Origin of the sequence: Streptomyces sp. NBC_01261, assembly GCF_036226385.1 — a bacterium.
Taxonomy (GTDB): Bacteria; Actinomycetota; Actinomycetes; order Streptomycetales; family Streptomycetaceae; genus Streptomyces.
On record NZ_CP108463.1, the window covers coordinates 21,556 to 34,966 of the forward strand.

7 protein-coding genes are annotated in these 13,411 nt (G+C 69.8%); 1 reads left to right on the forward strand and 6 read right to left on the reverse strand.

Features of this window, described 5'->3' with window-relative positions:
- Window positions 1-24: 24 nt before the first annotated feature.
- Complete coding sequence (locus tag OG226_RS00055) at window positions 25-417, forward strand: effector-associated constant component EACC1 (RefSeq protein WP_329347164.1); 393 nt, start codon at window positions 25-27, stop codon at window positions 415-417.
- A 102-nt stretch (window positions 418-519) separates the two neighbouring features.
- Here OG226_RS00055 and OG226_RS00060 read toward each other — a convergent pair whose 3' ends face one another.
- The 6 genes from OG226_RS00060 to OG226_RS00085 all read right to left on the reverse strand — a co-directional run bounded on the left by OG226_RS00060 (window position 520) and on the right by OG226_RS00085 (window position 13,401).
- Window positions 520-1,770: a DUF2399 domain-containing protein gene (locus OG226_RS00060; protein ID WP_329347165.1), complete on the reverse strand. Its 1,251-nt coding sequence runs from the start codon at window positions 1,768-1,770 to the stop codon at window positions 520-522.
- On the reverse strand, window positions 1,767-6,767 hold the full coding sequence (locus OG226_RS00065; RefSeq protein ID WP_329347166.1) for an SbcC/MukB-like Walker B domain-containing protein: 5,001 nt from the start codon (window positions 6,765-6,767) through the stop codon (window positions 1,767-1,769). The genes OG226_RS00060 and OG226_RS00065 overlap by 4 nt, the downstream gene beginning before the upstream one ends.
- Complete coding sequence (locus OG226_RS00070) at window positions 6,764-8,098, reverse strand: DUF2398 family protein (RefSeq protein WP_329347167.1); 1,335 nt, start codon at window positions 8,096-8,098, stop codon at window positions 6,764-6,766. The genes OG226_RS00065 and OG226_RS00070 overlap by 4 nt, the downstream gene beginning before the upstream one ends.
- Window positions 8,095-9,657, reverse strand: coding sequence for a DUF2397 family protein (locus tag OG226_RS00075; protein ID WP_329347168.1), 1,563 nt, complete (start codon window positions 9,655-9,657; stop codon window positions 8,095-8,097). Before OG226_RS00075 ends, OG226_RS00070 begins: the two co-directional genes overlap by 4 nt.
- A gap of 518 nt (window positions 9,658-10,175) precedes the next feature.
- Complete coding sequence (locus tag OG226_RS00080; RefSeq protein ID WP_329347169.1) at window positions 10,176-10,964, reverse strand: carbon-nitrogen hydrolase family protein; 789 nt, start codon at window positions 10,962-10,964, stop codon at window positions 10,176-10,178.
- A gap of 187 nt (window positions 10,965-11,151) precedes the next feature.
- Window positions 11,152-13,401, reverse strand: coding sequence for a DEAD/DEAH box helicase (locus OG226_RS00085; RefSeq protein WP_329347170.1), 2,250 nt, complete (start codon window positions 13,399-13,401; stop codon window positions 11,152-11,154).
- Window positions 13,402-13,411: the final 10 nt, after the last annotated feature.

Here is a 13,411-nt window from a genome sequence, read left to right on the forward strand (position 1 = left end):
ATCCACCACTTGGAAAGAGGCAACATGGAATTCCTCATCGAGCACATGACCGAAGATTCGGACGACCTGCGGAACCTCCGGGCCGAACTGGACGCGGAACCTTCCGTCGATGGACTCAAAGAGGTCAGCTCGGACGTAGCAGAAGGTGCACTGGGCGGCGAACTCACCGGACTGCTGGTCCAGGTCGCCCCCGAGGCGCTCACCGCCCTTGTCAGCGCGGTAGCCACCTGGGTACAAGCACGGCGCAGCCGCCTGCGCCTCAGTCTCACCCAACAGACCGACGGCACGGTGCAGATAATCGTCGACAGCGACAACAACCACCAGGGGGCAGCCGAAGCCATCGAGGCGTTCGTCGACGCAGCACGCAAAGCCACCGGGACGGAGCCGAATTCACCCGCAGGAGGCGACACGGCCTGACGAATTCCCACTCGTCACTCATGCCGGCAACGGGTGAGCACCATACGTCAGCGTCAGCGACAACCGGCAAAATCCCCCAGCACCGCATCGCCTATCCACCCGCTACGAAGGTGAGCGTGGCGTGCCCGATTCCGGGGGCATCAGGTCAAGGAGGTGCGTGAGCACAGTGTCGTGTTCTTGATAGAGGACGCGCCCTGACGCACGCAGTTGGGCGGCCAGCGCGGGGGCACAACTGCTCGGCAGGAGTCCGAGAGGGACGCTGGATGGCAGGTCGCCTGCCTCCCTGACAAGGGTGGCGTCCATGGCGACGAGTTCTGCTCCGTAGATCTGTTGCACCGCCGCGGCAATGTGCAGGCCGGCGCCGTCCAGGTCGCCTGCGTAGCGGAGTTGCAGTCCCTGGTCTGTTGCAAGTTGGAGGAGGGCGTGGTCGACGGCGCGGAGCTGGCCGCTGGTGCAGGCGATCGGCCGAGTGCTGGCGTGTTCCATCGCCGCTTCCAGGACGGAGGGGTTCTCGACGACGGTGAGGGTCTGCGGGGCCAGCCGGGGCGGGGTGTCGGTGAGGTCGAGGAGGTTGAGGGCGACGGGGGTGGTGGCCTCGTTGAGCCGCCGGTCGATGGGTCCGTCGCCGAGAGCTCGGACGTGGTGGAGCAGAACGGTCGCGGAGAGCCTGTCGGCGAGGATGCCGTGGTCGGCGAGCAAGGCGCGGATGTGGTCGGGACGGGTGGGTTCGGGTCGGCCGGTCAGTTCGGCAACGGCGGAGATGAGGCGTTGCCCGGGCAGGGTGACGGGGTCGAAGTAGTGCGGGTCGCCGGCGTGGTCGTGGGCGAGTTTGGCCAGGGCCCGGGGTGGGGTGTGGGGCAGGTGGCGTGTGAGGGAGGCGAGTGCGTCGATGAGTCGGCGTGTCTCGGGCTCGGTGTTCTGGTCTGTTCCGATGAGGAGTCTGGCTCGCAGCCGGGGCAGGTGGGGCAGGTGGGTGGCCGCATAGTGGTCGAGGTCTTGGCGCAGTGTGTCGACGTCACGGCGGCCTTGCTTGCGGTTGACGACGGGGCGGCCGACTGCGTTTTCGACCAGGGCCTGCAGGTCGTCGGTGGGCAGGCCGAGGGCTTGGAGGAGGGGCTGCAGGGGGACTTTGGTGCCGCGGTCGGTGTGGGGTGCGCTGGTGCGTCCGCGGCGGCGCTGTTCGGAGGTGTCGAGCCAGGATCGCAGGGCGGCCACGGCACCGGGGGTGAGGCCGGGCACGGTGACGGCGACGATGTGTGTGGGCTCGGTGCCGGCGCTGAGGCGGTTGTGGATGGCTTGCCACAGCGGGGCGAGTTCGGGGTCGGCGGCGAGGAGTCTGCGGTCGGCGGTCACGGCGCGTCCTCGGGCTGGGCCGGGGTGAGGTCGAGGGTGAGAGGCTGAGGTTCGCCGTGGCCGTGCCACAGCCAGGGCACGGTGATGCGGCGGCGTCCGCTGGTGAGGACCTGGTGGATCATGGCGCGCTCGGTTTCGCGTTTGATCAAGGGGGTCATGTCTGGGGCGGTGGCCAGGACGTCGAAGTTCCAGGAGCGCAGCAGGGCCAGGACCTTGCGCAGGTTGGCTTCGTCGAAGGCGGCGTCGATTTCGTCGATGGAGAGCAGGCGGGGACCTGTGTAGCCGCTGGTGGAGTACATCGACCATGCGGCTGCCAGGAGGGGCAGCATGGTGGCCAGACGCCGCTCGCCGGTGGAGAGGCCTTCCAGGGGGTTGGAGCGCACGGAGATCTCGCGGAATTTTTCTTTGCCGGCGGCCTCGAAGGAGGAGTGGGTGACGGAGATCGTCCACTCGTACCAGGTGCGGTAGTCGAAGGTGTGGGCGACGCGTTCGGCCCAGGGTTCGCCGGTCTTTTCCTTCATGCGTCGGCGCAGTGCTTCGTACATCGCTTCGAAGGTGTCGTCGGCGGGCGGACGGGCGATGAGTTCCACCATGTGCTGGGCTTCGGGGTCGTTGGGCCGGACGTCCCATGCGACCTGGACGCCGACCTGGGCGACGCCGGTGCGGACGTCCTTGAGGGTGTGGCGGATCTTGTTGACGAGTTCGACGGCTGCCTCGCGGCGCGTCTGGATGTCGCGTTGGAGCCGGGTGAACAGGCTGGTCTTGAGAACCTGCTTGACGTCGGCGCGCAGGTCGTTCTCAAGTTGCGCGGCGGTGGCTTTGAGGTCGTGGACGGTGGTGGAGACGTCTTCGCCGCGCACGGCTGCGGGATCGGCGACGACGGCGCGTCGCCATGGGGTGTCGCCGATGCCCACCACGGTGACCTGGCGGTCGAATCCTGCCAGACCGGCGCTGGCCTTGCGGGCGGCGGTTTCCAGTGTGTTCAGGTCGCGGTCGCGCTGCCGTTCCAGGGCTTGGTGTCGGTCGGTGCCGGCGGACGTGTCGGTGAGCAGGTGTCGGGCCCAGGCCAGGCCTGCGGTGAGGTTGGCCGGGCGGCCGTTGTCGGCGGGCAGGTCGTCGGGAAGGACGGCGAGGCGTTCGTCGGCCAGGCGTCCGAGGCGGCCCAGGCACACGTCCCGGTTGTGTTCGGCGGCCGTCCGGCGTGGAGCCACCATTTCCCGGGCGGTCTGGGCGGAGCTGGCCTGCCTGTCTGCTTCCTGTCGGCGGGTGAGGCACCGCTCTGCGTGTTCTTCGGCCTGGTGGAGTTGTTCGGCGGTGGTGTCCCGGCGGGCGCGCAGTTCTTCGTACTGCGCGCCGTACAGGGTGCGCATTTCAGCGACGTGGGCGGCTTCTTCCTCGGCACGTCGCTGGATCCGGGAGGTTTCCTGCTCAGCTTGGGTGTGGCGGGTGTGGCGCTCGTCGAGCGCCTTGCGGTCGCTGTCCGCCCGTTTGAGCAGGTCGCTCACTCGGTGGGAGGCCGGTGCCCAGGCCTGGACGTGGCCGACGAGTCGGGCGACTGCTTCCCTGCGGTCGTCGAGGTATTTCGTTTCGGTGCGCAGCAGGTCGCCTCCGGGCAGCGTTGCGGCGCGGTTGAGTGCGCGTAGGGCCTGGGTGACGGCCTTGCCTGCGTCTTCGTGACGGGTGGTGGCTTTTACGGCGTCGGCGCGGGCCTGGTTGAGGTGTTGTTCGGCTGTGTCCTCGGCGCTGTGGGCTGCGTCGACGGTCTCGATCTCCTGACGGGGAAAGGCTGTCTGTTCGGTGTCGGCTGCCTGCTGTGCGTCGGCGGCGCGGGTGCGGGCATCGGCACTGGATTGGGCGGTGGCGGCCTGTTCAGCCGCTGTCTCTGCGGCGGCTTGGGCGTCTTCGGCGGCTTGCTGCGCGTTGCTGCGGGCGTGGTCGTGGGTGAGTGCGGCAGTGGCGACGGTGGCGGCGCGGGTGGCTGCTGCGGCTCCGAGTTCGGCGAGTACACGCTCCAGGGCCTGGTCGGCTTGGGCCAGGGCCGTCGCGGTGCGCTGCTGGAGTGTTTGCACAGTGGTGAGCTGGTCGGCAGCGTGGGAGCGGGCTTCGTCGACCTGTGTGGCGGGCGGGAGAGTGTCGCGTTCCTCGGCGGCGTCGGTGATGTCCTGGTGGCAGCGTGCCAGGTGTTCCTCGGCCACTTGGAGGGTGAGACGTGCGGCGGCCAGGTCGTCTTCGATGCGTTTGACCCTCTGGCGGCGGATCTTCTCGCGGGTGGTGCGGCCGATGAAGGCGGACTGGTATCCGGTGGGGGCGCTGGCGGTGAGGACGCCGTGGGCCAGCCGGCCGGCGGCAGGGTCGCTGCCGGGGGTGTCGACGGGGATGGCGGCGAGGATCTCCCGGATCCGGGTGGCCTCGATGGCCGGGTGGTCGTCGACGACCAGCAGGTCGGCCAGGGTGCGGCCCGGGGCCGGGGTGGCAGGGGTGAGGGTGAGGTCGCCGTCGCGCACCTGACCGCCGGGGGTGACCAGGGCATCGAGGAGGCCGGCCACCAGGAGTGCTCCTTCGAGGCGGTCTGCGTCGGCGGCGGGGAGGCCGGGGGCGAAGTCGACGAGTTCGCAGAGGGGGACGCCGTCCTCGGGTGTGCGGGTGCGCCATGAGGGTGACGGAGGCAGGGACGCTGCCTGCTGGGCCACGTGCAGTTTGTCAGTCAGCTCGGTGACGGTGGCGGTGGCGGTGTGGACCTGTCGGGCGGCGGTTTCGGCGTGGCCCTGGAGGCGTGTTGCGACGCGGGCGTGGGCGCGCACCGCTGCCAGGGTGAGGTCGGTGGGGCGCAGAGCGTTCAGGTCGGCTGCGGTTGTGGTGGTGTCGGGCAGGGTGATGTCGTCGGGGGCCAGGTGGACCAGGCTGGCACGCCAGGTGTGGAGGAGGCTCAGCCAGTCACGAATCGTCCGGAGGACGGTCGTGTCGGCTTTGGCGAGGGCCTGCTCGGCTGCATCGAGCTCAGTCCGGGCGCGGCTGCGGGTTTCGTGATGGTCGTGGTGGGCCTGGGTCTGGCGCGCTTCGTCGGCCTGTGTCTCGGTCTGTGCCTGGCGGAGGGCGGCCTGGTGTGCGGCGGCCGCCTTGTCGGCGGTGGTCTGGGCTGCGGTGTGCCGATGGCGGGCCTGCTCTGCGGTGGCGGCTGCGGCGCGGGCGAGGGCGGCGTCGGCGGTCGCCCTCGCCTGGTGGCCGGCCAGGTCGATGCGTGCGCGGGCGCTGGCGGCGGTGGCCGAGAGCCAGGTGATGAGCTGGCCGGTGTCGGTGCGCTCGTCGCTGAGGGCCGGATCGGTCAGCTCCTTCGGGAGCGGGCCGAGGTGCAGTGCGCTGTCCTGCCAGGTGTGGAGCTGGGCGAAGAGTTCGTTCTCGGTGTGCCGGCGTCGGCTCGTGGTCTGGTCGGCTTCCTCTCGGCGGGTGTGCTCCGTGTCGGCGGCGGCGCGTTGTTCGTCTGCGGCGGCGCGCTGGTTGTCCTGTGCGCCCTGGTAGGCGCTGAGGGCCCTGTCGATGGTCTGGATCTGGCGTAGATGGTCTTCCGCCCACGCGAGTGGGTGGCCGCGCAGGGATGCGGTGTCCGGCACGGGTGCGGTGCTGTGGTCGGCTGCGGCAAGGGTGTCGGAGGCTGTCAGGAGGCGTTCGCAGGCGATGTGGGCTCCCACGGCGCTGGCACTGGCGCGTAGGTCGTCGCAGATCCGGCGGAGCTGGGCCTGCGACGCCTCGGCGTCCTTGCGGCTGCCGGTAGCTTTTTCGAGTGCCTCCTCGACGTCGGTCTCAGATGTCTGAGCTCGTTCCTGTGCGGCTTCGGCCTGGGAGGCGAGATCGCGGGCGCGTTCCTCGCGGTGGGGTAGTTCGGCGCCGGCGTGTTCTGTCAGCAGGGTGTCGTCTGCGGTCAGTTGTCCCCGGGCGCGGGCGATGTCGCTCTGGGCGCGGGTGTACTCGCCGGCTGCTTCCCGGGATTCTTCGCGGGCGGTGTCGAGTTGGTCGTTGGCCTTCTTGAGGTCGCGGGCAAGATCGTCGAACTCGGTGTTGGCAGCGGTGAGGGCGGCGGCTTCCATCTGGGCGACGGTGCGCAGGTAGCGGCGGTAGCTGCGGTCGGTTCCTTCCAGGAGTTTGGCTTCCTGGTGGGTGCGGTCGAGTTTGGTCTCGAGTTCGGAGATGCGTTCCATCGCCTCGGCGACCTGGATGAGGTTGTCGGTGTCGAGCGCGGGGAGGGCATCGGTGAGGACTTGCCTCATGCGGGCGAGGGTGATGTTCTCCGCGGTGCGGACGCTGCGCAGGGATCGCAGGACGGCGAGCAGCGCCTCGAACTGGACCTCGTTGAGCGGGGCGAACAGTCGGGTGCGGACGGCTTGGCGGTAGGCGCTCTCGTCCTGTGGGGCGAGTTGGGTGAGAGAGCCGCGCAGTGTTCGGGAGTCGGTGAAGATCTCGCCGTGGCAGGCGGCGAGTTGACCGGCGAGGGCGTCCAGGCGGACGGGTTCGCGGTCGTGTTCCAGCATCAGGTCGGTGCCGACCCGGCCGGGGGTGAGGAAGAACGCTCGATGCAGGTTGCCTGCGGTGGCGCGCAGCCACAGACCTGTTGTCATGTGCCGGGTGGTGTCACTGGCGGGATCGTGTAGGCCGTACTCGAGCCACCAGATGCCGGTGCGGTCCTCGCGGTCGTTGAAGTCGGTGTGCCGGCTGGTGAGGGTGCCTGCGGCTTTGCCGGATACCGACAGGGCGGTCTGGGAGGTATCGGCGTCCAGCAGGACGGTGATCAACATGGAGGCGGTGAGGGACTTGCCGGATCCGTTGGGGCCGACGAGGGCGAGCCAGCCGTCGCAGAAGTACAGCTCTTCGCTTGCCCAGGCCCAGGAGTTGACGATTCCGGCGCGTGTGGGCTGCCAGCGGCCTTCGGCGCCGGGGGTGCCGATGTCTGGAATGCCGGCGCCTGTCAGAACTGGGTCCGGGGTGGTCTGCTCGACGGACTTCATCGGTCGTCTCCTTGGCTGGCCTGCTGCACGGTGTCGAGGGCGGGAGTGGTTCCGGTCGTCCGGTGGGCGGCAGCGTCGGATTCCGGTGAGGCGGTGCCGGGCGGCGGGGTGGGCTGGCGGACGCGGACGCGCCACAGGTGCACTCCGGATGTGGGCAGCCATGTGTCGGGGATGTCCGGCTGCGGGATGAGCAGCCCGACATGAGTGAGTTCGGCGGTGGCGGCCCGGGCCAGTGCGGGCATGCGTGCATAGGAAGCGGCCCAGCGGGGCTGGCGGGCGCGTAGCTGGGTGAACAGTTCTGTGATGTCGGTGAGGGTCAGCGGGGCGCTGGGGTCGTCGCGGTCGGGGAGGGCGGCCAGGAGGGCGAGGGCGGCCTGGCGTTCGGTGCGGCGGCCGTTGGGGAAGTCGAGTCCGGTGGCTTGGCCGCTGGGATCGGTGATCTGCCACCAGTCGCGGCGCACGGTCGCGGACAGTCCGAGGGCGGCGACGACGTTGAGGGCACGTTCGCGTCCGGTCAGAGTGTGCAGGTAGGGGGTGGTGTCGCCAGCGTCGCCGAGGGGGTTGGTGGCAGGGTCGTCGACGAGTCGCCGCATGGCGTTGAGGCGCCGCTGTTCCAGGGTGGGGGCGCTGTCCGGGGTGCGGGTGGTGTGGTCGAGAAGGGATTCCGCGGACAGGGCGGCGGCGTGCTGGTTGGCCGGCAGGCTGTCGAGTTCGAGGAGGGTGGGGGGAAGTGAGGAGAACTTGGCGGCGAGGCGGTCGCGGGAGGCGGTGACGACGAGGTCGCCGTTGTCGTCGGCCAGGGCTCGGTCGAGGTCGGCGTCGACAGTGACAGTGCCTTCGGCGACGAGGATTTTGAGGGCGTCGCCCAGGCTGTAACGGTTGTGGTGTGCTTCTTGCTTGCTGACGCTGCCGGCGGCGACAACGGGAAAGGGCGGCAGGTGTCCGTCCGCGCTGTCGGCGGCACAGACCTGGGCGATGGCTTGCAGGAGCTCACGCACGCTCATCCGGGGGCGGCGCCACAGTTGTTCGCAGGCAAGGCAGACGAGGATCATGACCAGGGTGCCGACGAGCGGCTGCCGGTCCCGTGCCAGTAGAGGACCGCGGTCGCAGGGGACGTCGGTTCGCCGCTTGTGCAGGCGGATCAGACCGGCGACTTCGTGGAACTCCACCGTCCAGCCCAGTTCGCTGCGGAAGTACTCAGCCAGGGCGTGGCGGTGCTGCACGGCCGCCCGGTAGTGCTCGGCGTCCTTCTCGATCGCTAGGCGCCCGGTCGACGCGAGCAGACGGGCGCTCTCTCGTAGATCGGGGTCGAGCAGCAGGGGATCGTTCATGCCACGCTCCGATCGGGATCTGCTGCCTGGGCGGGGGCGGCCCTGGGTACTGCGGGCGTGATGCTCTGTGCTGTGACGGTCAGCCGGAGGTCGGGCCCTGAGAGGCGTCCTTCGGCGAGGTGGACGGTGACAGTGGCGTGGGATTCGCCGGGCCTGACGATGACTTCGAGGCCGGCCTCGTCGACGGTGGCGCATCCGCTTCCGTCCTCGGGACGGTACTGGCTGAGCGCGACCTCGATGGCGTTGAGCAGGATGAGCGCCGCGTCGAACGGCAGTCGGGCGAGGTAGTCGAGGCCAACTTCACCGTCGGTGGCGAGCAGGGCGGCGAGGCGGCGGCGGCGCTGGGCGGCGGCCTGTGCATCCGCGTGCGCGGCCGCCCGGTCGGCGGTGGTGTCGGGCACTTTGCGGGGCCGTCCGGTGGAGGCCCCGTGCCGCTCGTGCTCCCTGAGGGTGACCTCGACCTGGTAGCGGCTGGCGCCTGCCCGGGCGGGAGTGCCGTGGGCGACGTCCTCCTCTCCCGTGCCGGTGACGGCGTGCCAGGACGGCCAGTCGCCGAACGCAGCCGCGTACACGCGGCGGGCCTCGGCGCCGTCCGGCTGCCGGTGCAGGCTGTGGGCCAGGCTGCGGAAGTCGACACCCAGGTCGCTGCCGCGGCGACGGGCCATGTAGCGGCGGTCGATGGCGACCAGCAGGGTGTGTACGGCGCCGCTGGCCGAGTCGATCAGCCTGTGGACGGTGCCGTCAGGCTTGAACCAGGCCTCCAGGTCGGCGAGGCGGCGGACCCGCTCGTCGATCCAGTGTTGCTGGTCGGCGGCGTTCAGCAGTCCGGCGTGCTCGGCGGCGGCTTCCACCGTGCGGGCGAGTCCGGCGGTGCGCAGTTCGGCGAGCGCCGCTTCGACCCGCGGCAGGCCGCGCCCGTACTCGCGGGGGAACTGGCGCAGTGCTTCGACGACGCGGTCGCGGTTCTCGCCGAACACGTCGTCGTCGGTCACGTCGGACTGCACCATTTTCGCGAGTGCCGCGTAGAAGTCGGCTGTCACCCGTTGCAGTTCGTCGATGCGCGTACGTACGTCTTCCAGATCGCCGGGCAGGCGCCCGTGATCGTTCTTGAGGTGGTCGAGGATCTCCCGCAGCGTGTCCGTCACCTGGTCCAGAAGGCGGCTGGGCAGTTGCAGGGCGCGCACCATGTCGACGACGGCGCTGCGGACTGCGGCGACGATGCCCCTCCCGCGTCGCGTCAGCGCCCAGGTCTCCTCGCGTGCGGACAGGCCTTGCAGGGTGCGCAGTGGTGCCGCGTAGTCGCGGAACGGCTCGGCGAACCCCCAGTGCTCCAACTGGTCGAGGCGCTCGCGCAGTTCGGCCTCAGGCAGGGGATCGTGGTACCCGACTGTCTTCAGCTGAGTGGTGATGTCCGACAGCGTCGCCATCGGCCCCCGGGTTGACAGCTCCTCCAAGGCCGCCAGCAGCGCCAGGTACCGCTCCTTCACAAGGCCGTCGGACATCCCGAACACGTGCCAGTCGTCCGGTACGACTTCCTTCCACCACAACCGTGAACGCAACACCAACCCCCTTGAAGACAGCAGGACATGCCAGTGCGGCAGCCTGCTGGAAGCCGCACTGCATTGCCTGGAAAAGCTAGACGCAGCCTCTGACAATCCGGCCGAGGGCTGCAGAATTCAGGGAGAAAGCAGCCGGTTCACCTGACTCGAAAACGTCTCTTCCGGAATCGGCGAGACCTTCCCCAGCTCTCGCACAGAAGAAGGCGTCCACTTCTCCGAATGATCATTCAAAGAGGGCTCTGTACTGGGCAAATGAGAGCCGGGCTGGCTGACCAAGCCGCTTCGCGCAGGGCTGTCACCAGGCCACGAAACCGCCTGGCCAGCCGACCGTCACCTGATAAAAACAAGTCACTTTCGCCAGGAGTTCGCCCATTCCCGCCCCTCAGGAAATCCGAACACGCATACCGCGTCTCAAAATTCGAGGATTTGTTCGATATTCCTGACGGGCCCACCTCCTCGGGCCGCTGACTGAGCGCATCCCGGCGCCACGACGGTTCGCCCCGAGGCAACGGACTTCCTCAGAAGGCAGTCTTCGTGGAGCTGCGGGAATCAACGTGGGCCGGTGCGTGCTCAGCAAGGCTCGCTCGTGCTTTGCGGCGCCAGGGGCGGGCGTAGCGCAGTGCGACGTGGATGTCGTGGTCGGTTGCGTCGAGTTCGATGTCCGTGACGGCCAGAGCGGGGCGGTTGTCGTCGGGGCAGCGTGCGAGCCAGCGCCCTCCGGGTGCCACGATCCCCGAGGGGACGGTGGCGCTGTACTGGGCGGGGATGGCGTAGCCGATCCAGTAGTCGTAGAGGGCGGCGTAGGCCTGGGCGATGACGGCGCGCATGGGGTCGTCGACCATCACCGACAGCAGGAGGCAGTCGATGTCGAGGCGTTCGTACTCCGCGAACAGCTCGGGGAAGTGCGCCTCGATGCACAGTGCTGCCCCGAAGCGGATGCTGTCGATCTCGAAAACCGTGGGGTCGGTGCCCGGCGTGTGCATGTAGGTGGCTTCGGTGTGTGACAGCAGCCGCTTGTCGTAGCGGGTTACGAGCTGTCCGGTGTCGGAGACGACGTAGAGGCTGTTGTGCGGGCGGTTAGGCGGCGTGAGCGGATGGATCGAGCCGAACGCGACCCACAGCCCGAGCTCACCGGCGAGAGCGGCGATCTCCTCCGCCTCCTGGCGCAGGATGTTCCAGTCGACTCGGGTCCAGTCCGATTCAGCGACCGTGTCGGGTCCTGCTGAGGACATCACGTATTTGCCGGGGTAGGTGATCGCCCCTTCCGGGAACTGCACCAGGCGGGCACCGGCCCCGGCTCGCCGCACGGATCAGACTGCGGATCTCCGTTCCGCTCACGCGGAGGTTCTGCGGATCGGTCGGGTCCTGTGGAACGGTGCTGTAAGCCACCGCCAGCCGTAGTGTCCTCGCCACATGCGGACAGTAAAGGGGACGGTGCGCCGCACGCTGCCGCGGCACGACACTTTTCTCCGAATTGCAGGCGCGGCGAGGCGGTTACAACAGGCCGAGTTCGGTGAGCATCGCCTGGCGCTGGGGGCTGAGGCGGGAGCGGCGTCGGCGCAGGTTGCTCAGCCACTGCCCCAGCCGCACGGGTTCGTCCCCGAGGTTCTCGACGTGCCGTTGTGGGACATCGAGGTGTCCCTCCCTGTCCTGGAAGGCCCGTGCGGCGGCCAGCCCGAGCTGGAAGGCCCGCTCGCGTGCTGGCAGCCGGCCGTCCCGGGAGCGAGCGGCAGGCACATCCGGCATGTGGAGTCCGAGTTCCTTCAGGAGGCGGCGTTGCTCCGGGTGGAGGTCGTCGCTGCGGGTGCGCTGGACGGTGAGCCACTCCCCCGCTGGGGCGCCCGCGGCGTGGTGCTCCTGGTGGGCGGCGTGGTAGGCGCGTTGCCAGGTGATCGGCCAGGGCGGGTTCCACCACTGGTCCAGGGCGGTGAGGGCGGCCGTGCGCTCGGCGGTGAGACGGTCGGCACGGGTGCGCTGGGTGGCGAGCCACCGGCCGAGGGGAAAGTCGTCATGGAACTCGTCGACCGGGACGGCGAGATGGCCGTGGCGGGAGGCGTACAGGGCTGCGTGGGCCAGGCCCCGCTCGAATGCCTTCTGACGGGGGTCCCAGATAACACCGAGGCGTTCGAGTGCCTGGCCACGTGCGGGATCGAGGGTGCCGAGGGAGTAGAGGTGGCGTTGCCAGCTCAGCCAGCGGCCCAGGGGGTAGCCGGCGGCGTCCTCGTAGGTCTGGGGGACGTCGAGATGGTGGTGGGTGCGGTGGTAGCTGCGGGCGGCTTTCAGCCCGCGGCGCCACTCGGCGCTCTTGGGGGCCAGGACCCTCAGGGACAGAGCGAGGGCAACTTCTTCGGCCTGGGCGGGACGATCGAAGTGCAGCCATGCCTCAGGATCGTCCGCAGGCATGGTGGGGCGGTGCGTGCGGGGGTCGGCCAGGCGGGCCTCCAGGCGGTCGTCGTGGGCGCGCAGGGCCTGGATGGTGTGCCACAGCGGGGTGTAGGCGTCGGCGCCGAGGAGGTCGTCGGGGTCTTCGCCCGGGGTGAGGTAGACGGGGACGACGAGGGTGGCCTTCTTGCCTGCGCCCGGCTGCTGGCGCAGGGCACGGCCGACGGCCTGGACGGTGTCGACCGGGCTGTTCTTGGGGTCGGCGAAGACGACGGCGTCGATGGCGGGCACATCGATGCCCTCGCCCAGCACGCGTGCGTTGGACAGCACGGCCGGGGCGTGGGGGCCGGCGTGGGAGGCGAACTCCAGGAGGAGGCGGCGACGGACCTGGGGGGCGTGGCGTCCACTGATCCAGTCCGCCCACAACCCTTCGGGGCGCAGGTGGCTGGGCAGGGTGGCGGCGGTGTCGTGCAGGGTGGCGGCAAAAGCGCGGGCGTCGGCGACGCGGTGGTGGAAGGTCAGGACGCGGCGCAATCGGTGGTCGTGGATGGCGCGCAGGGCGGCGACCTGGCGGCCGGCCAGGCGCAGTCCGTCGACGCCTGCGCCGGGTCCGGTGGCGAGCCAGTCGCGCAGGTCTTCGTCGGTGACGACGGGGACGAGGATCTGGTAATCGGCGAGCAGGCCGAGGTCGATGGCGTCGGAGAGGGTGAGCCGGTAGGCGACGGGGCCGAAGAGGGTTTCATCGTCCATGGAGGCCACCGCCTCCGTGTTCTCGTCCGGGCTGTCATCCGGGTCCCAGACGCGGGGGGTGGCTGTCAGGTAGAGGCGCCGGGCGGTGGGGACCTGGTCGTCGTGGTGGACGGCGGCCCAGGCCTTGCCCAGGCGGCCGGCGGTGCGGTGGGCCTCGTCGACGACGACGAGGTCCCAGGGGGGCAGGCAGTGGTTGCTGTGGGCGGCGACCACCGCAGGCAGGGAGGCGTAGGTGGCGTAGACAGTGAGAGGCCCGGGGCCGGTTGTGGCGGTGAGGGCGGTCAGGTCCGCGGGGTCGGTGGTCAGCGGGATGTCGGCGCCGAGCGGCTCGTGGTCGAGGGCCTGACGTGCCGAGCACACCGCCACGGCGGTCCCTTTGCGGCCGGCCAGGTGCCAGGAGTGGATCGTCTGCGACAGCAGGTCCAGTGTCGGCAGCAGCACCAGCACACGGCCGCGTGAAGCGACGCGGGCGGCGGTGCGGGCGGCGATCAGGGTCTTGCCGGTGCCGCAGGCGGCGATCACGCTCGCGCGGGGGTGGCGGGTCAGGGTCTGGGTGGCTGCGGCGACCGCGTCTTTTTGGTGAGGGCGCAGCGTCAGCTCGGTGGGTGCCATGGGCAGGATG

Bases quoted from the DNA above. Each gene is read 5' to 3' on its own strand.
- OG226_RS00055 (WP_329347164.1), top strand. From the start codon at position 25: ATGGAATTCCTCATCGAGCACATGACCGAAGATTCGGACGACCTGCGG.
- OG226_RS00085 (WP_329347170.1), bottom strand. From the start codon at position 13,401: ATGGCACCCACCGAGCTGACGCTGCGCCCTCACCAAAAAGACGCGGTC.
- OG226_RS00070 (WP_329347167.1), bottom strand. From the start codon at position 8,098: ATGAACGATCCCCTGCTGCTCGACCCCGATCTACGAGAGAGCGCCCGT.
- OG226_RS00065 (WP_329347166.1), bottom strand. From the start codon at position 6,767: ATGAAGTCCGTCGAGCAGACCACCCCGGACCCAGTTCTGACAGGCGCC.